This window comes from Pseudoprevotella muciniphila (genome assembly GCF_003265305.2).
Classification (GTDB): Bacteria; Bacteroidota; Bacteroidia; order Bacteroidales; family Bacteroidaceae; genus Alloprevotella; species Alloprevotella muciniphila.
The window spans coordinates 2,594,453-2,612,441 of record NZ_CP033459.1; the positions used below are offsets into that span (position 1 = coordinate 2,594,453).

Consider the following 17,989-nt stretch of genomic DNA (forward strand, 5'->3'; position numbering starts at 1 on the left):
AACAAATTGAGCATAAATAATCGCTAAGTGTTTGATTACTTAGCGATTATCTTTGTTGGGGTACCCGGACTCGAACCAGGAAAGGCAGGACCAGAATCTGCAGTGTTACCATTACACCATACCCCAAACTTGGGTGCATTCAGGACTACCCGTCCCGTTTGCGGCTGCAAATTTACGTCAAGATTTTATAATTGCAAAATTTATACGTTATTTTTTACTATTTTTAGAAATAAAGTTGTCTGAGCAGTTATTTGAATAGCAATCGTTCTTCTCTGTCGCGGGCCGTATTTGCCCAATCTTCAGGAACGAATTTCCAGTTTGTTGGTGTTTCAATCCTAAGCTCAGGCGTGCTTTCTATGAGTTGCATCAGGTAGTAGCGCAAGTCTCGATCGGTAGTTGTCATGATGCGTTGCGGCAGTTCTTCTTTCGGTATGCCGGCTCCTTTTGTGAGCAAGTTGCCGCCTCCATTACCACGATAGGAATTGATAGCAACAGAGTAGATACTGTCTGGGCTAAAAGGCTTACCATTGCTCATGCCGCTGATTTCAATCCGTTGTCCTTTCGGTTTGTCTAAATGAACGACGTAGTCTATTCCCGCAGCACAATCGAAGTTGTATGATGGCGTGCGCAGTCTCTGCCAGCCTTCTGCATATTGCATTGGGTTTTGACGGAATGCTATCATCGTGTCATTCGCGCTGTGCATGGTGTTAACCCAACCATCGTATGAATATTCCAGATAGTCTTTTATTTCGCTACCTTTGAGGAGCATGGTGTAGAGATAATTCTGATAGTGATATAACTTAAACATGTCGCTTACGGTAATGTCGCCTGCTTCTATGTGGGTGTCGAAAGATAAAGGTGCAGCAAACGATATGTCAGCACCAGTCAGTTGCAACTGCATCTGTTGAATCAAGTTGATGAATGCTGACGGTCCGAAAAAGGCTTCGCGCGATGAAATGGTGGTGGAGAGATTTCCAATTTTCTTTTCTGTAAACGTTTTTACTTCCTTTGCCTGTGGTGCAAATGTGTTAATATATGCAGGTAGTGGTTGTACGTTGGTTAGGCTTACGATTTCACCTGAAACTTTCTTCTCGCCTTTTCGTGAAATGGCGATGTCAGCCTGAGCCACGTTCTTGCCGTTGCTCCCCGGATTGATGACAAGAACTTCCTTATTTTCTGTGTTCTTAACTATGTGTTTCGATGCTCGGTGGTCGTGTCCGCTAAAAATGATATCGAAGCCTGACACCTCGCGTGCCACTTGCAGGGCGGCATTCTCATTGACGCTCCCAATCAGTTTTTCATGCCCAATGCCCGAATGGAATAGTCCGACGATAATGTCTGCCTTCTCTTTATCGCGAAGTGTGGGCATCCATCTTCTTGCGCATGCCACCATGTCTTCAAAGGCCATGCCTTTCCATAAACTCTGAGGTAGCCATTTGGGAATGGCGGGGGTAATCATTCCGAGTACCGCAATTCGTGCACCGCCGCGTTCAAAGATGGTATAGGGTTTCCAATAGGGGAGTCCCGTGCGAGTGTCGATAGCGTTAGCACAAAGCACAGGAAAATGGCATTCAAGAGTCCAACGATCATAGACACTGTGTCCTGTCTCGATGTCGTGATTGCCAATAGTTGCCGCATCGTAGCCTATGAAATTCATTGCGTCAGCACACACATGCTGCGACTTCGTATCAATGAAGTTGTAATAGTAAGCAGTGGGTTGTCCTTGCAGGATGTCTCCATTGTCGAGGAGCAGAACATTCTTTTCAGATAAGAGTTTGCGTTGCTCATCAACGTATGTGGCGATACGTGACAGGCCGCCTTCCGTAGGCTGTTTTTCTATGAAGTCGTATGAGAAATAGTTGCCGTGGATATCGCTCGATTCGATGATGCGGATTGTCGTTTTTTTATTTGTCTGAGCAGGGAGGGACACACTACTCAGCATCAAAGCCAGCGATATTAAAAATGTTGCACGTATTGACGTGTTATTTTTCTTTTCTGACATAATCTACGAAGGTGTATGGTACGGCATTCTTTTCGTCCGGATGGTGAGATTCTGAATGTTCGACAGTCCAATTTTCCTCGATGAAATCGGGGAAAAATACGTCGGCACGTTCTGGAACAGCATCAATCAGTGTCAATAAAAGTTTGTCGGCATAAGGTAGAGCCTCTTTGTATAACGAGGCACCTCCTATTATAAAAACTTGTTCTTCTGCATCGCAATGTGCCAATGCATCCTCTAATGAAGAGAACACTTCGCATCCCGGAAAACTGATGCCTTTCTGGCGCGTCAGTACAATGTTGCGTCGATTAGGAAGAGCACCTTTGGGCAGAGACTCGTAGGTGCGCCGCCCCATGATGATGGTGTGGCCAGTTGTGAGTGCCTTGAAACGCTTCAAGTCAGCTGAAATGTGATAGAGCAGACGGTTCTTGTAGCCTATGCCTTTGTTCCTGGCTACTGCGGCTATGATGGATATCATATTGTGAACTTAGGTTTATAATGATTGTTATACAGAAACCTTTCCTGGGATGTGCGGCCACGGATTGTAGCCCTCGAGTATAAAGTCTTCGTATTTGAAGTCGAAAATGTTCTTGACGTCGGGATTGATGACCATTCTGGGCAGTGGCCGTGGAGTTCGTGTCATTTGCAGTTTTACCTGTTCCAGATGATTGGTGTATATGTGTGTGTCACCTGTTGTATGTACGAAGTCTCCCGGTTCAAGCCCCGTAACTTGTGCCATCATTTGTAGCAGCAGGGCATAACTAGCGATGTTGAACGGCACACCAAGGAAAGTGTCTGCCGAGCGTTGGTAGAGTTGCAGTGATAGTTTGCCGTTGGCTACGTAGAATTGGAAAAGCAGATGACATGGTGGGAGGTGCATGGCCTTCAGGTCGCCTACATTCCATGCGCTGACAATGATGCGCCGTGAGTCAGGATTGTTTTTGATTGTGTCCACCGCTTGTTGTATCTGGTCTATGGTCCCTCCGTCATAGTCCTTCCACGAGCGCCATTGATAGCCATAGATGGGACCTAACTCACCACCTTCATCAGCCCATTCGTTCCAAATGCGCACGCCATGTTCTTGTAAGTATCGCGCATTCGTGTCGCCTTTGAGAAACCACAGGAGTTCGTAAATAATCGATTTTAAATGCAGTTTCTTGGTTGTAAGTAGTGGAAAACCATCTGACATATTGAAACGCATCTGGTGTCCGAAGACGCTGATGGTGCCTGTGCCTGTACGGTCGTGTTTCGTTACACCCTCTTCTGTTATGCGGTGTAGCAAGTCGAGGTATTGTTTCATATCTTTTGTTTGTTTATTTCTTGTTGTTTTACCCAGGGGAGGATAATGTCTTGGTATTCGCCTTCGAAATTGGGTGTAAAGAAATGGGTGCCAATTTTTTCTGCAATTTCTTCTGTCGTGAAGAACTGCCCGCCATCGGTTTCAGCAGATGGCTTCGGTGATTCAGTCGTTATGGCGGCGAAAACGTGTACCAGTTCACGATCGCGGTTGGAGGAGAAGACGTAGCGTCGGATGAAATGTGGTGTAAAGACTGTCAGTCCGAGTTCCTCGCGTACCTCACGCTTGAGAGCATCGTCAATATTCTCGCCATAATCAACATGGCCACCGACGGCGGTATCCCATTTGTCCGGTTGAATGTCTTTCCATGGCGGGCGTTTCTGAAGGAAAATCCGCCCGCTATCGTCAAACACATGCAAGTGAACCACGGGATGCAGCAATCCGCTGCCGGAATGACATTCGCCACGTGTGGCACAACCGACGATGTGACCAGCCTCGTCCACTAAAGGCAGCAATTCCTTCGCGTTGTCTTGCATATACTGTTGGCATTAAATTGTGCAAATTTATGAATTTTCGGCGGCATTTGCTTATCTTTGCGAATTAAAATCAGATAAGTTGGAACTCCGCCCCTCGATACCAGACGAATTTATTGCTCAGCAGACACGTCTCATAGGTTCGGAAAATGCCTTAAGGCTCGCAGAGAGTCTTGAGAGAGCGAGTCCTGTCTCTGTGCGCATGAATTCGGCGAAACGTTCCTCGCTATTTTCGGAAGCAGAGCTTGTGCCTTGGTGCACCACGGGGCGCTTTCTCGACAAAAGGCCTGAATTTACGCTCAATCCTTTGCTTCATGCGGGTGCTTTTTATGTTCAGGAGGCAGCCTCTATGTTTTTGGAACAGGCTTATAATGCCTTTGACGAGACACCGCAGCGAGTGCTTGACCTTTGTGCTGCACCTGGCGGTAAGAGCACTTTGTGGAGGTCGTTATTGCCGGAAGGAGCACTCCTTGTCGCCAATGAACCTCTGCGTCAGCGTGCCATGATTTTGGCTGAGAATTTAGCAAAGTGGGGTCATGCAGACGTGGTTGTTACTCAGGCATATCCGGAAGAGTTTGCTGCATTGCGGGGTTTTTTCGATGTGATAGCAACAGATGTGCCCTGCTCGGGCGAAGGCATGTTCCGTAAGGACGACGACGCACGACGAATGTGGAGCATGGCGAATGTGGCAATGTGTGCCGAACGTCAGCGAAAAATACTGTCTGACGTATGGCCCGCGCTGAGAAACGGTGGTTGGATCGTGTATAGCACGTGCACATTCAATGATGAAGAAAATGAGAAGAATGTTCAATTCATTTGCGAAGAACTTGGTGCGGAAGTGGTGCCGTTGAGCATTGACCCTGCCTGGGGTATCGTGGATACACCCTTCGGCTATCATTTCTATCCCCATCTTACGCGCAGTGAGGGCTTTTTTATAGCATTGTTGCGAAAGACTTCGCCATCGGGTACTCAGAAAATGAAAATAAAACACCGACCCTTGGTGGACTTCCCCAAATGGTTGAAGAATAATGATGAATTTGTTGGTTTGAGGAGCTGCGAAACACTTATTACCGCAGTGAGAAAATCTATAGCAGATGATGTGCTTGCTGTCGGACAAATAGTACGCTGCCTTTCCGCAGGTATAGCGATGGCTGAAGAAATAAAAGGCAAGAAAACAGTACCGCAACATCCGTTGGCTCTTGCCTTGGATTTCGACGAAGCGGTTTTCCCGAGAGTGTCCCTCAGTTTGGATGAAGCCCTGTCATACCTTCGCAGAGAGACGCTCTGTCTGCCGGCAGATGTTCCACGAGGCTATGTCAATGTAGTTTACGAAGACCATTCACTCGGATTTGTCAATAATTTGGGGAACAGGGCAAACAATATGTACCCACAAGAATGGAGAATACGAAGAAAATAGCACTATATCAATGAAGTATTACGAATTTAAATTTACGATGCAACCTACTTCGTCCGACCTTCAGGACGTATTGAGCGCTGTTCTCGGCGAGGCAGGTTTTGACAGTTTTGTACCGACGGTAGATGGGAATAATCCCTTGCTGGCATATATCAAAGTGGCTGAATTTGATGAAAAAAACTTAGCATCAGCCCTCAGGAGTTTTCCTGTTGCCAATGTAGAAATCTCATATACGATGACAGAAGCAGAGGACAAAGACTGGAATAAACTATGGGAAGAAAACTACTTTCAGCCGCTTGTCGTGGATGGCAGGTGTGTGGTGTATGGCACCATGCACAAAGATGTGCCTACTGCAGAGTACAACATCATTATCAATCCAAAGATGTCTTTCGGCACGGGGCACCATGCCACGACTTCGCAGATGCTGAGCGAAATTCTTAAAACAGATGTCCGTGGTTTTGAGGTGCTTGATATGGGCTGTGGCACGAGTATCTTGGCTATTTTGGCAAAAATGTGCGGTGCCGCGCATTGTGTGGCGATAGACAACGACGAATGGTGTGTAGATAATTCCATAGAGAATATCGCCCTCAATGGTGTTGAAAATATAGACGTTGAATTAGGCGATGCAAATGTACTGAAAGAAAAAGGACCGTTCGACCTGGTCCTGGCAAACATCAATCGCAATATCCTTTTGGCTGACATGGGGGCATACACGCAAGTGATGAAGTCTGGTGCACAAATCTTCATGAGCGGTTTTTATGAGGAGGATGTCCCGGTGTTGAAAGAAGAAGCCCTTAGGCAAAATCTGCATTTGGTTCGTGTACATAGTCTGAACCGCTGGGCGTGCGCTGTGTTTGAGAAGGTATAAAACTCCCAAGACATTGTCTGAACGACTTGATTTGACTACTTCCGACCGGCATTATATCAAAATGACGGAAACGCCAGTTCCCAAACTTATTTACGAACTGGCTACTCCTACCATTATCAGTATGCTCGTTGCCTCGCTCTACAACTTGGTAACGACATTCTACGTTGGTCAAATCGATACACAGTCAACCGCTGCCGTAGGAATTTCGTTTTCTGTCATGGCCATCATTCAGGCTTTGGGCTTTTTCTTTGGACATGGGGCGGGGAATTATGTTTCGCGGCAACTTGGAAAACGTGACGAGGAGGGTGCTCAGCGCATGGCAGCAACAGGCTTTTTTACTACCGTTGTATGTGGCATTGTCGTGATGATTGCAGGTGAATTGTTTTTGACACCGCTATGCCATCTGCTCGGCTCAACTCCCACCATACAACCTTACATAGAAAAATACCTGAGCATATTACTGTTTTCTGCGCCCATCATGGCGGCTTCGTTCTTCCTGAACAACCTGTTGCGTTATCAGGGTAATGCTAGATATGCCATGGTAGGCATCGTGTGCGGTGCCGTTCTCAATATCTTGATTGCTCCAGTCTTTATCTTTGTAATGGGGTGGGGCATAGCAGGTGCTGCTTGGGCAACGGTGCTGTGTGAAAGTGTGAGCCTGCTTGTTTTGTGGATAATGACCACTCGGCGCGGCATAGTGCCCATTTCGGTAAAGAACATAACATTAAAAGGCGCATATTTCCGCGAGATATGCAGAGGCGGACTGCCTTCCTTGGCTCGGCAAGGATTGGCGAGTGTCGCCATACTTCTGCTCAATCTGTCTGCCAGCGTTTATGGCGATGATGCTATTGCAGGTATGAGTATCGTAACGCGGGTTATCCACTTTATTTATGCATTCTTCCTCGGATTTTGCCAAGGCTACCAACCGCTCTGCGGATTCAATTATGGCGCAGGGAAATATACACGTGTTCTTGATGCTTTCTGGTTCTGTGTTAAGGTGGGTACATCAGGACTTATACTGTGTTCTGCTTTTGGCGTGTGGTTTGCAGAAGATATTGTCCGGCTGTTTCGCGATGCTCCTGATGTAGTGGAAGTGGGAAAGGCTGCTTTAACCTATCAGTTTCTGGTCTATCCCTTGAATATTTTCATGACCATGAGCAGTATGACACTTCAAACCATCGGCAAAGCGCGACCTGCTGTGGTATTAGCATCTGCCCGACAAGGTGTTTTCTTTATTCCTGCTATTCTGCTTCTTCCGCGCGTTTGTGGACTGGTTGGCGTGGAAATAGCATTGCCGGTGGCAGATGTCTTCAGTTTTATTCTTGCGATATTACTTATCAAAGGCACGCTTAAAGGTTTGGCAGCATTTGGGCGGCAAGAACACTTGCGTTAAGCACCATTTTTATCTGTTAAAACATTCCGTAGATACCCGAATTTTGTTTTAAAAGTTGTAACTTCGCAGTCGCAATGGTGAAACGTTCCTTCAAATATGTTGTCATCGCGCTGCTTTTCATGGCTTTTGGTGTAAAATCCATGGCAAAGGAGTTTGTGCTTGTTATTGACCCTGGACATGGCGGACACGATGCAGGCGCTTGTGGCGCTTTTTCGAAGGAAAAGGACATCAATCTGACGGTGGCCCTTGAATTGGGTAAACTCGTCAAGACGCATTGTCGCAACGTCAAGGTGATTTACACTCGCACAACAGATGTGTTCATCCCCTTACAGACGAGGGCAGATATAGCCAACAAGGCGAATGCGGATTTGTTCGTGTCAGTACACACCAACGCTCTTCCAGAAGGCAGGATAGCCTATGGTTCGGAAACATACACGCTCGGTATGCATCGTGCAGCGGCTAATCTTGAAGTGGCGAAACGCGAGAACTCTGTAATCAGAATGGAATCGGGCTACAAGATGCGCTATGAAGGTTTTGATCCAAGTAAGTCGGAGAGTTACATCATCTTCGAATTCATGCAGGATAAATTCATGAAACAGAGTGTGTTCTTAGCCAAAAGCATTCAGAAGTACTATTCTCGTGCAGGGCGGCAAAACAAAGGCGTTCACCAGGCAGGCTTTCTTGTGCTTCGTCAAACGTCGATGCCAGCCATACTTACCGAACTCGGTTTTATCTCTACGCCAGAAGAGGAAACATACCTCAACTCGAAAGAAGGGGTAAGAAACCTTGCTGCCAGTATCTATAATGGTATTGCAGAATATCTGGAGGTTTATGCTAAGACTGATGTGAAGCGCGTGTCTATAGTGGCTTCGCCAAAGTCTGAGCCTAATAACCAAGTGAAGGATGACCTGCCTAAGAAAAAAGAAGAAAAAACTTCGTCAAAGCCTTCAGCAACGGATAGGAAGCAGGAGGAAAGCAACAGGAAAGAACCTACTAAACCACAATCTGCAAACCCACCTCGGAAAGATGCAGTAAATGAAGCAAAATCTCCAACGAGAGTGGGCAAGACAGAAGAGGACGATAATAAAAAAGATGCACAAAGTAATGTTCCTGTCTACAAGGTCCAGTTCTTGGTTTCGCCAACTGAACTACCTGCTAATGACAGGCAATTACAGGGGTTGAGTAATGTGTCATGCTATCGTGATGGCGGAAAGACATATAAATACACTTCTGGATCTACGACCGACTATAATGAGATTCGTCGTCTATGTAACAAACTCAAAGAGAAGTACCCCGATGCCTTTGTCGTGGCATTTGTGGACGGGAAACGAGTTAGTGTGCAGGAAGCCCTTTCATTGCAAAAGAAAACGAAATAAGAAAGTAAATCAGCGCTTTAAGCAGAACGTAAAACGCCCGGGAGAAAGATCTTGGGAAGACTGTTTTTCTGCTCCAATAAGACTATAATAGTAGAAATAAGGACAATATGAAATTCTTTACAAAAGAAGTAAAAATAGCGATTACAGCAATAGTTGCCGTGGTATTGTTGTTCTTTACCATCAATTTCCTGAAAGGGAGAAATGTGTTTAAAACGCGTAATATCTACTATGTGGAATTTGCAAATACGGCAGGAATAGTAGAGACAAATGTTGTTTATGCCAACGGCTATCCTGTAGGATCTGTCGTAAGCCTGAATTTTGACTACAAGAACATGAACCGCGTCATTGTAGGTATCGACCTCAATGAAAACATGAAGATACCAAAAGGTTCACGTGCAGAACTGGAGACAAGTTTGATGGGTGGTGTAACGATGAATCTGATTCTTGGACCAAATCCCACAGATCTGCTTGCTCAAGGTGATACCATAAAGGGCGGGCTTCATCTGGGGCTTATGGACAAAGGTGAAGAACTTGTTCCCGACGTTGCTCGCCTGTTGCCAAAACTTGATTCTATCTTAGCCAACATCAATGCCTTGTCTGCTAATCCAGCGCTGTCTCAAACACTCGAGAATGCTGGTAATGCTTCGGCAAACCTCAACAAATCGACTATCCTTCTCAATCAGATGTTGCAAGGTGAAATAGGCAATCTTGCACAGTCGCTGAAAGCATCAGGTGCCAATGTACAGGCTTTTACGGATAATCTTGCAAAAATCAATGTAAATAGTTCTGTGCAAGATGTTAATCGTATGCTGTCGGATTTGAACGTAGTTTCCGCCGACTTGAAGAATATATCAAGCAATGTAAGTGGATTTACAGGCGACCTTGGTGAACTTTCGAAGAATTTGCAGCACCTGCTTACTAATGTCAATACGCTTTCGTCTTCGCTCGACAATACCATCAACGACCTGAACCGTCAACTCAATAGCAAGGATAACACAGCCGGCATGTTGCTCAACGACCGCCAGTTATATGATAATCTTAACGCAACAGCAAGCAGTCTTAACGCAACAGCCAAAAGTGCAGACAGCCTCCTGACAGACCTGAAGGCACATCCTAAACGCTATGTGCATTTTTCAGTGTTCGGTCGTAAGGACAAGAAATAGCAACGTTGACATATCTTAATGTAAACACTAACCTACCTAATTGCAATGGGACTCTCAGGAGAACATCTATGGACATCCTGTCTTGAAATAGTGCGATCGCAGGTAACACAGAAAACCTACGACACTTGGATTGCACACCTAAAGTTCGTTTCGTATAACGATAACGACCTTACTGTTTCTGCACCCAATGAGTTTGTAAAGGAATTCATTGAAGAACATTGTATCGAGGCACTGAAGAAAGGCCTCTATGAAACTTTCGGCACTAATGTTCGGCTGCTTTACAGTATACCCAGAGATAACGCAGAAACCACAAAAAAGGAACCGCAACAGCCGTACGGAACTGCAAAGGTGCCCAAATTGGACTCCAACCTAAGTTGGAATTATACTTTCGAGAATTTCGTGGAGGGCACGAGCAACAGGTTGGCGCTCACTGTGGCGAAATCAATAGCCCGAAATCCGGATCAGGCAACTTTCAATCCGTTTTTTATTTACGGTCCAAGTGGAATAGGAAAGACGCACCTCGCTAATGCCATAGGTATGAGTGTGTTGCAGCAACATCCATCAAAGCGGGTACTTTTCGTTCCGGTACACGTCTTTCAGGCGCAGTACACACAATCGGTCAAAAACAATAAGTTTAACGACTTTGTGGCATTCTATCAGACTATAGATGTTCTGATTATAGACGATGTGCAGGAACTTACTACTCCCAAGACACAGCAAGTGTTCTTTCACATATTCAATCATCTGCACCAGAACAAACGTTACATCGTCCTGACATGCGACCGTGCACCCTCTCAGCTCGAAGGTCTTGAGGAACGTATGCTGACACGCTTCAAGTGGGGAATGACGGCTGAGATAGAACGCCCCGACATACAACTGAGGAAGGATATCCTTATCAGCAAGACATACGTTGACGGACTGACCGTGAGCGAAGAAGTCATAGACTATATAGCACAGAATGTGAGCGACAGCGTTCGCGAATTGGAAGGAGTGGTCAATTCAATGATGGCTTACAGCATTGCTTTGAATCGTGAAATCGATTGCGAATTGGCGGAACAAATCATTGCAAAAACGATAAAGAAGAACAAGAAAGACGTTACGCTTGAAAAAATCTGTAAGCAGGTCTGCGCTGAGTTCGGTGTCAAGATAAAGGATATCGCCTCAACGAGCAGGAAGAAAGAGATTGTAGGTGCCAGACAACTCGCTATGTATCTTTGCCGGCAGATGCTTTCCTTACCTTACTTGCAGATAGGCAAGGAAATCGGCAAACGTGACCATACAACTGTTATGCATTCATGCAAACAAGTCGAAAATCAACTTTCCATTGATGCTGATTATAGAAAATTAGTTGACAAAGTGCAACGCAAAATTAAAGGCTAACTTCCGTTAGCCTTTTGTTTTGATGATACTTATCCTAAACCTATTTCTTTAAGGATTCCATTTCTTCTTTCGTTACCAAATAGGTCTTTTTTGAGGTGCTGTCGGGCGAAGAAGATTTAGCAGAGTCGGGAGTAACTTTCGCGTTTGGATTTGGCATATAACCTTCGGGCACTCTTTCTACATCTCCATCTAAAACATGTGATTTTTTTTCAACTTTTTCTGCTGGCATTTTCCCGCGAATGACGTCTTTTCCGAACATCCCATTTGGAGTAGATTTACATGAACTTAGTCCACCTGCTGCTACACCTAATGCCAAAGAAGTGGAAATGCCTATTACTGATACGGCTTTGCCTAATTTGCGACGTTTAATAAGTTGACTTTCAATGTATTTTGTTTCTGCTTCGCAGGCTGGACAGGTACCAGCACAATCGCCTTTGTGAGTACAAACATTGGGTTCATACTCAATATCGTTAGCCACCGCAATCTGCTTGCGAATCGTTTTTAGTTTCTTACAGATGTGTTTGCCGTTGTTCATGATATGTAGAGTTTATATAATTAGTATTGTTATAACTATTCTTTTGACTTTGTATTTTTAGAAAGGTTTATTCGGGTTGGGTAATATACACAAATTCATCAAATTTTCTGAAGCCCATTTCTTGAAGCAAAGCCTTGCTTTTTGCTACGTCAGCAAGCGTGTTGAAGTCCTTGATGAGTGGTAGTCGGATAACTACGCAATCAGCCATGTCTTCCTTCTGATTAAGTAGCCATCTCAGATTCTCAAGTACAATAGCATTATTGCGGCCTGTGTAGCGCTGGTATATGTCAGGGTTGGTGTCCTTAATGTCGATGAGGTAATAGTTGATGTAGGGTAGGAGGAGCTCTAAGCGTTTACGGTCATAGTTAAGCGCTGTTTCTACCGTGAAAATCCATCCTTTCGGTGCTGCATCACAAATAGTCTTGATGAACTCTGCATGAAGATAGGGTTCACCACCGCCGAAGCACAGTCCTCCACCAGTAGCAAGGTAGTATATGTTGTCGGGCATGACGGCTTCAAGAACTTCATCTACTGTTAGCGTCTTCCAAATGCCGTCTGGATCAAAGCACTGCCGATTGAGGCAATATTTGCAACGCAGTGTGCAACCATGAAATGCAACCAATGAGGTCACACCTTCGCCGTCTATGCCTAAGCGGTGTCGTCCTATGCCTATTATCGGTGCTGATAACATCAGATAAAGATTTTGTTTTCTTTTTGCAAATGTAATATTTTTATGACATAAGTCATGATGTAAACGTCTTTTTCTTTACCAATCGATAGCAAAGTCAGTTATTTATAATGAAAAAATCCCAAAATAGCATGGAGCCATTTCGGGATTTGAGAATATTAACTTAGAACTTTTTTATTCTGCAGCCTCTTCTTTTGTTACCTCAGGTTCAGCGGCTACTTCTACTGTAGCCTCTTCTGCTGCTTCCGCTGTAGGTGCTTCGGACTCTTCTGGTGCCTCTGCTGCAGTTGCGGGTTCTTCTTTAGGTTTGCCGCCATTCTTAATCTGTTCTTTTACGGCTGCAATCTTTTCCTGAATAATCTTGAGATCTTCTTTCAGTCTTCCAATCTTACGCTGTATATCATCTACAAGTGCGTTGCCGGTTTTCGACTTACTGCTGAAGAAAGAAAGGTTGGTCTCGTAGTTCTTGATTTCGTCTTCTTTGCTTTCGAGAGTTGCTTTCAGACGGCTGAGTTCACGCTCCAACTGGCTACCGCCTTTTTCTGCCATGCGGTTACGGAAATTTTCTACATTGCGTCTGCCTGCATTGATGTGGAACTCTGTGCGCAGACGGTCCAAAGCCTCGCGGTACTTCTTGTAGATGGCATCTTTCTTGCGGAAGGGAACATGTCCGATTTCTCCCCACTGTGCAGTGAGTTCATGAACTTTCTCTTGGGCATTTTCAGCGCCTTCAGCCAGAATCTTTTCCAATTCTGCAATGATGGCATTTTTCTTTTCGAGATTGGCATTCTCTTCTTCGCGCTGGTTGCCAAGTACGGCATTTTTTGCATTGAAGAAGGCATTGCATGCATCGTTAAACCGTTTCCATACAGCCTCTGAAACCTTGTGGGCAGTAGGACCGATGGTCTTCCATTGCTTTTGCAACTCAATCATCTTGTTTGTCGTGGCAGTCCAATCAGTACTGTCCTTGAGTGCCTCAGCCTCTTCGCAAAGCTTGGTCTTTTCTGCAAGATTAGCAGCCCATGTCTCACGGAGTTGTTTGAAATATTCTGACTTCTTCTGGAAGAAATTGTCGCATGCAGTGCGGAACCGCTCGAAAATCTTGGCATTTACCTTCCTCGGTGTGAAACCTATGGTTTTCCATTCTGCCTGAAGGTCGAGCACTTCTTTGGTCTTCTTGTCCCAATCGCCGAATGTCTTGAGTTTTTCAAGATCCAAAGCCTCCATCTTTTCACAAAGCGCAGTCTTTTTTGCCAAATTCTCTTCTTCCTGAGCCTTGAGTGTTTCAAAATGCTCTTGGTGGCGCTTGTTCACTACTGTTGATGCAGCCTTGAAGCGTGTCCATACCTCTTCGCGGAGATCTTTTGCCACGGGACCGGTCTCGCGGAACTGCTGATGTAGTTGTTGCAGTTGGTGGAATGCTGAAACGGGGTCTTCCACATCAGCAAGACGTTCGGCTGCCTCACAAATGGCAGTCTTTATTTCAAGGTTCTTCTTGAAGTCGTAGTTGCGGAATTCGTAGTTCAGGCGAAGCAGGTCGTAGAATTTTTCCACCTCCATCTGATAGGATTTCCATATTTCTGTGGCCTTTCCTTCTGGCACTTCGCCTATGGTTTTCCATTCTGCCTGAAGTTCCTTGAATTCTTTGTATGACTTGTCTGCCACGTCAGCATCCACCGTCATTTCCTTTACTCGGTCGATGATTTCAAGTTTGCGTTTCAAGTTGGCTTCCTTTTCCTGTCCTACTTGTTCTGCTGCTTTTGCGCGCATTTCTTTCACGCGGTTCATCTCAGCCTTGAATTCCTCTTCCGTGGGGTCAACTGTGGGTGTGAATTCTTCTGCCACACCGCCTGCTTCTACGAATGCTTCGCGTGCAGCAAGCACTTCTGCATTGTGGATACGATAGTACACCTGCTTCAACACTTCCAGGTGCTGGCGGTCTATCTGTTCCTCGTTGTCAGCAATAGCCTTAAGGCGTGCAATGACTTCTTCTTTTGTGGTATATTCAGGCTCTGCCGGTAATTCCTCGGCAGGAGTCTCTTCTGTTGATGACTCTGCAAGACTGCTTTCTTCCACTTTGCTCTCTTTGGGAGCATCTTCTTTCGGTTCCTCTTCTGTTTCCTTTTCTGCCGGTGCTTCTTCAGTAGGCGTTTCCTCTGCAGGCATCTCTTCTGCCGGAACAGCCTCTGCCGTAGTCTTTTCTACAGGTGCTTCCTCGTCAGGAGTTTCAGACGCGGGAGTCTCTGCAGGTTGCGCTTCTTCTACTGATGCAACTGCGGCTTCTGTGGTTTCTTCTACAGTTTCTTCTTGTACAGTTCCTTGAATTTCTTCTTGAACTTCTTCGTTTGAGATAGGTCTTGTTTCGTCCATGATATTATTCGAATAATTTATGAGAGTACAAAATAAAGCGATTTTTTCTTTGTGGCAAAACTTTTGTGCTTTTTTTTCAAGCCTAATTTTAGAACGCTCCTTAACTTTTCCTTATTGATTTTATTGTGCCACGATATGTGTACTTGCAAATCAAATCCATTCGCGTTGTTTGAAGAACCAGTAGAATAGTCCTGTTATGGCGATGGATCCAACCACTACGAGCGGGAATCCCCATACTTCGTGCTCCATGCCGTTGAGCAGGTTCATACCGAAGATGCTGGCTATGAGCGTAGGGAACATCAGGACGATGCTGATGGATGTCATCATTTTCATGACACCTCCCATGTTGTTGTTGATGATGCTGGCATACGTCTCCATCGTGGAGTCGAGAATGTTGGAATAGATGTTTGCCGTTTCGCGAGCCTGGTTAATCTCGATGTTTACGTCTTCGATAAGGTCGGCATCAAGTTCGTCAACCGGCAGTTTGAACTTTAGTTTGGCAAGCAATGTCTCGTTGCCGCGGATAGATGTAACGAAGTAGGTCAGACTGTCCTGCAAGCGGGAAAGGCTGATAAGATCTTCATTGTCGATTACCCTGTCCTCAAGGTTCTGTTTTGCTTCTTCAATCAGGCTGTTGATTTGCTTCAGGCGTTTCAGGTACCATACGGCACTCGACAGGAAGAGACGGAAAACGAGGTCCACAGAGTCAGTGAAACCCAGATTGCGCTTCTGCTGGTATGCTACGAAGTCAATCATCATGTTCGTCTCGAAATTGCACACCGTGATGCAGATATCCTTTTTCAGAATGATGCCCAGTGGTATCGTGGTGTGGGGTGTGCGCGACTGCACCTCGCGCACGTAGGGTATGCGCAAGATGATGAGTTGCCAGCCTTCGTCGTAGTCGTAGCGGGCACGTTCATCCTTGTCTCGGATGTCATCGAGAAAATAAGCCGGGATTTTCAGTTCCTCAACGAGGAATGCTTCGTCTTCTGTGGTGGGGCAAGTTACCTGTGTCCAGCAATTTGGACTCCAGTCTTCCATTATACGCAGTCCTTGGTTGTAGTTCCAGTAAGTTCGCATTGGGTTGTCCTCCTTTCGTTTTTATAGACATGGAGGCAACGGGCTGCGATGCTTCCAGTCCTATCTGTTAAAAGTTTCCGCGTGATAATCGTCCATTTGGGGATTAGAATTTGTTTACGGGCGCAAAATTAGGGAAAAAAACTGAAAAATAGTTAATTTTGCAAAAATAATCTTTTCACCAACCATGAAGAAAACCGTCTTTTTGCTGTTGTTAACGCTTTTCAGCGGAATGATTGCCACAAATGCACAAAAACCTTTGAAAAGACCTTTGCACTACGTCGATGCCGACAGTGTGTTCTATATGAGCAAGGATTTCACCAATTTCCGCCTCTTTCCGCTCTTTGTGGACAAAGATGCCGAGTTCAGGCGACCACAGGCAGACAAAAATCGTTTCAAGGCGCGGCAGAAGCGTTGGCAGGAAAAGATTTTGCCCACGGTAAACATCGTAGGCGGTGCAGGCGATGAAGTGGGCGAGGCGCAAGCGTTCGGTGCAGCGAGCGCCATCTTCGAAGCGGCAGACCTTTTCCTGCATACCGCCGATGCTCATTATATGAATATCGTGGAGCGTGCATTGTACAATGCCGTTCCCGAAACGTTCTTCGGGCTTTCCACGGTAATCGACCGCAGAGTGGCGGCAACTGCCATGCTCGTGGCATCATGCTGCACATACGCCACAGATAAGCAAGGCATATATGTCAATCTGTATTCCAACAGTTATGCACACATAGCAACAAAGGACTTTGATGTCCGTATCGACCAAGTCACGAACATGCCCTTCCTCGCGCAGGTGAAGTTCCGCTTCGGAGGTATAGACGCAAAAGGGCAGACACTCACCATGCGTTTCCGTATTCCTGAATGGGTAACCACGGATATGCCACTGTATGTCAACGGGCACGACACGCCTTACGAAATCATCAACGGCTATGCAGTAGTGAAGCGGACATGGAAAACGAACGATGAAGTCTATTTCATCCTTCCCATCGACCCGCATTTTGAAGAACACGGCGACAGCCTCATAATGCGCTCAGGTCCAATGCTCTATACCTTCGATACGCTGCCCGCCGATGCCGTACCCGAAGAAATCGTCAGTTCTGAAGAGGACGAACAGTCCCAGATGTTCTTCTACGACGTGCGATTCTCAACGACGGCCGAGGAAAAAGTCTATACCGCCAAGCCCTATCTCTTGTCCACAGACAACAAAAGGCAACTTTGGGTGAGAAAAAAACACTAAATCTCTTTGCTCCTATCCATAAAAGAAGTATATTTGTAGGCATGAAGAAGGCTGTTGTCCATAATGCGGTTGTGTACAAGTCGCCGATAGGTGAAATGGTACTTTGTGCGCGTGGGCGTGCGCTTACCGGTGCGTGGTTTGTAGGACAGCAACATTTTGCAGAAGGTTTTAATGTCAAAATGGTAGAAAAACCTGCGCCAGTCTTGAAGAAAACTATGCAGTGGTTGGATAAGTATTTTCAAGGCGAAAACCCCGAAATAGATTTTCCCATTGAGTTTTATGGAACACCATTTCAGAAGAATGTGTGGCAACTCCTGCGCATCATCCCGATGGGTGTAACGATTTCTTATTCAGAACTTGCCAAATGCCTGAAAGCGCTGACCGGAATAGGCGGCGGGTGCGCCAGGGCCATGGGTAGTGCGGTGGGCAGAAATCCCGTTTCCGTTATTGTGCCGTGTCATCGCGTTGTAGGAAAAAGAGGTAAACTGACAGGGTATGCCGGAGGACTTGAGCGAAAACTCTATCTCCTTGAGCATGAGAATGCCTGGAATTTCCTCCAGATGAAAAACATGTTTGAGCCCAAACCGGTTTGAACGTAAAGGATCAAGTAAAGTAAGACAATTTGATGTCAGATTGTTTTATCTTCAAGATTTAGAAATAAA

General features: G+C 45.7%; 16 protein-coding genes and 1 tRNA gene. 8 read left to right on the plus strand and 9 right to left on the minus strand.

Annotated elements, in window-relative coordinates:
• Positions 1-55: 55 nt before the first annotated feature.
• The 5 genes from C7Y71_RS10545 to C7Y71_RS10565 all read right to left on the minus strand — a co-directional run bounded on the left by C7Y71_RS10545 (position 56) and on the right by C7Y71_RS10565 (position 3,832).
• Positions 56-126 (minus strand) — tRNA-Gln (locus tag C7Y71_RS10545).
• Between the two features lie 121 nt (positions 127-247).
• Complete coding sequence (locus C7Y71_RS10550) at positions 248-2,002, minus strand: bifunctional metallophosphatase/5'-nucleotidase (protein WP_226943451.1); 1,755 nt, start codon at positions 2,000-2,002, stop codon at positions 248-250.
• Positions 1,983-2,477 (minus strand): dihydrofolate reductase, encoded by a 495-nt coding sequence (locus tag C7Y71_RS10555; RefSeq protein ID WP_111897660.1) that lies wholly within the window; start codon positions 2,475-2,477, stop codon positions 1,983-1,985. The genes C7Y71_RS10550 and C7Y71_RS10555 overlap by 20 nt, the downstream gene beginning before the upstream one ends.
• Before the next feature lie 27 nt (positions 2,478-2,504).
• Complete coding sequence (locus C7Y71_RS10560; protein ID WP_111897661.1) at positions 2,505-3,299, minus strand: thymidylate synthase; 795 nt, start codon at positions 3,297-3,299, stop codon at positions 2,505-2,507.
• The gene (locus C7Y71_RS10565; protein WP_111897662.1) at positions 3,296-3,832 is read right to left on the minus strand and encodes an NUDIX hydrolase; all 537 of its coding nucleotides are present in this window, start codon (positions 3,830-3,832) and stop codon (positions 3,296-3,298) included. The genes C7Y71_RS10560 and C7Y71_RS10565 overlap by 4 nt, the downstream gene beginning before the upstream one ends.
• A 79-nt stretch (positions 3,833-3,911) precedes the next feature.
• Between C7Y71_RS10565 and C7Y71_RS10570 the strand changes: the two genes are divergently transcribed.
• The 6 genes from C7Y71_RS10570 to dnaA all read left to right on the plus strand — a co-directional run bounded on the left by C7Y71_RS10570 (position 3,912) and on the right by dnaA (position 11,423).
• On the plus strand, positions 3,912-5,246 hold the full coding sequence (locus tag C7Y71_RS10570; RefSeq protein ID WP_226943453.1) for a methyltransferase RsmF C-terminal domain-like protein: 1,335 nt from the start codon (positions 3,912-3,914) through the stop codon (positions 5,244-5,246).
• Positions 5,247-5,256: 10 nt separating this feature from the next.
• Positions 5,257-6,111 (plus strand): 50S ribosomal protein L11 methyltransferase, encoded by an 855-nt coding sequence (gene prmA, locus C7Y71_RS10575; RefSeq protein ID WP_111897663.1) that lies wholly within the window; start codon positions 5,257-5,259, stop codon positions 6,109-6,111.
• A 61-nt stretch (positions 6,112-6,172) separates the two neighbouring features.
• A complete protein-coding gene (locus C7Y71_RS10580) occupies positions 6,173-7,504 on the plus strand; it encodes an MATE family efflux transporter (protein ID WP_111897664.1) in 1,332 nt (443 codons plus the stop codon).
• Positions 7,505-7,578: 74 nt separating this feature from the next.
• Positions 7,579-8,880, plus strand: coding sequence for an N-acetylmuramoyl-L-alanine amidase family protein (locus C7Y71_RS10585; RefSeq protein ID WP_111897665.1), 1,302 nt, complete (start codon positions 7,579-7,581; stop codon positions 8,878-8,880).
• A gap of 107 nt (positions 8,881-8,987) precedes the next feature.
• On the plus strand, positions 8,988-10,043 hold the full coding sequence (locus tag C7Y71_RS10590; RefSeq protein WP_111897666.1) for an MlaD family protein: 1,056 nt from the start codon (positions 8,988-8,990) through the stop codon (positions 10,041-10,043).
• 45 nt (positions 10,044-10,088) lie between these two features.
• A complete protein-coding gene (gene dnaA, locus C7Y71_RS10595; protein ID WP_111897667.1) occupies positions 10,089-11,423 on the plus strand; it encodes a chromosomal replication initiator protein DnaA in 1,335 nt (444 codons plus the stop codon).
• 40 nt (positions 11,424-11,463) lie between these two features.
• On the opposite strand, the gene C7Y71_RS10600 is transcribed toward dnaA, so the two are convergent.
• The 4 genes from C7Y71_RS10600 to C7Y71_RS10615 form a co-directional block, all read right to left on the minus strand.
• The gene (locus C7Y71_RS10600) at positions 11,464-11,958 is read right to left on the minus strand and encodes a hypothetical protein (protein WP_111897668.1); all 495 of its coding nucleotides are present in this window, start codon (positions 11,956-11,958) and stop codon (positions 11,464-11,466) included.
• A 67-nt stretch (positions 11,959-12,025) separates the two neighbouring features.
• Complete coding sequence (locus C7Y71_RS10605; RefSeq protein WP_111897669.1) at positions 12,026-12,649, minus strand: radical SAM protein; 624 nt, start codon at positions 12,647-12,649, stop codon at positions 12,026-12,028.
• 171 nt (positions 12,650-12,820) lie between these two features.
• Positions 12,821-15,016: a DUF349 domain-containing protein gene (locus tag C7Y71_RS10610; RefSeq protein WP_226943455.1), complete on the minus strand. Its 2,196-nt coding sequence runs from the start codon at positions 15,014-15,016 to the stop codon at positions 12,821-12,823.
• A gap of 150 nt (positions 15,017-15,166) precedes the next feature.
• Entirely contained in the window at positions 15,167-16,096 is a 930-nt protein-coding gene (locus C7Y71_RS10615; protein WP_111897670.1) for a magnesium transporter CorA family protein, read from the minus strand.
• Between the two features lie 256 nt (positions 16,097-16,352).
• Between C7Y71_RS10615 and C7Y71_RS10620 the strand changes: the two genes are divergently transcribed.
• Positions 16,353-17,327: a glycoside hydrolase family protein gene (locus C7Y71_RS10620; RefSeq protein ID WP_193215912.1), complete on the plus strand. Its 975-nt coding sequence runs from the start codon at positions 16,353-16,355 to the stop codon at positions 17,325-17,327.
• The gene (locus C7Y71_RS10625; RefSeq protein ID WP_226943457.1) at positions 17,306-17,920 is read left to right on the plus strand and encodes a methylated-DNA--[protein]-cysteine S-methyltransferase; all 615 of its coding nucleotides are present in this window, start codon (positions 17,306-17,308) and stop codon (positions 17,918-17,920) included. Before C7Y71_RS10620 ends, C7Y71_RS10625 begins: the two co-directional genes overlap by 22 nt.
• Positions 17,921-17,989 lie beyond the last annotated feature (69 nt).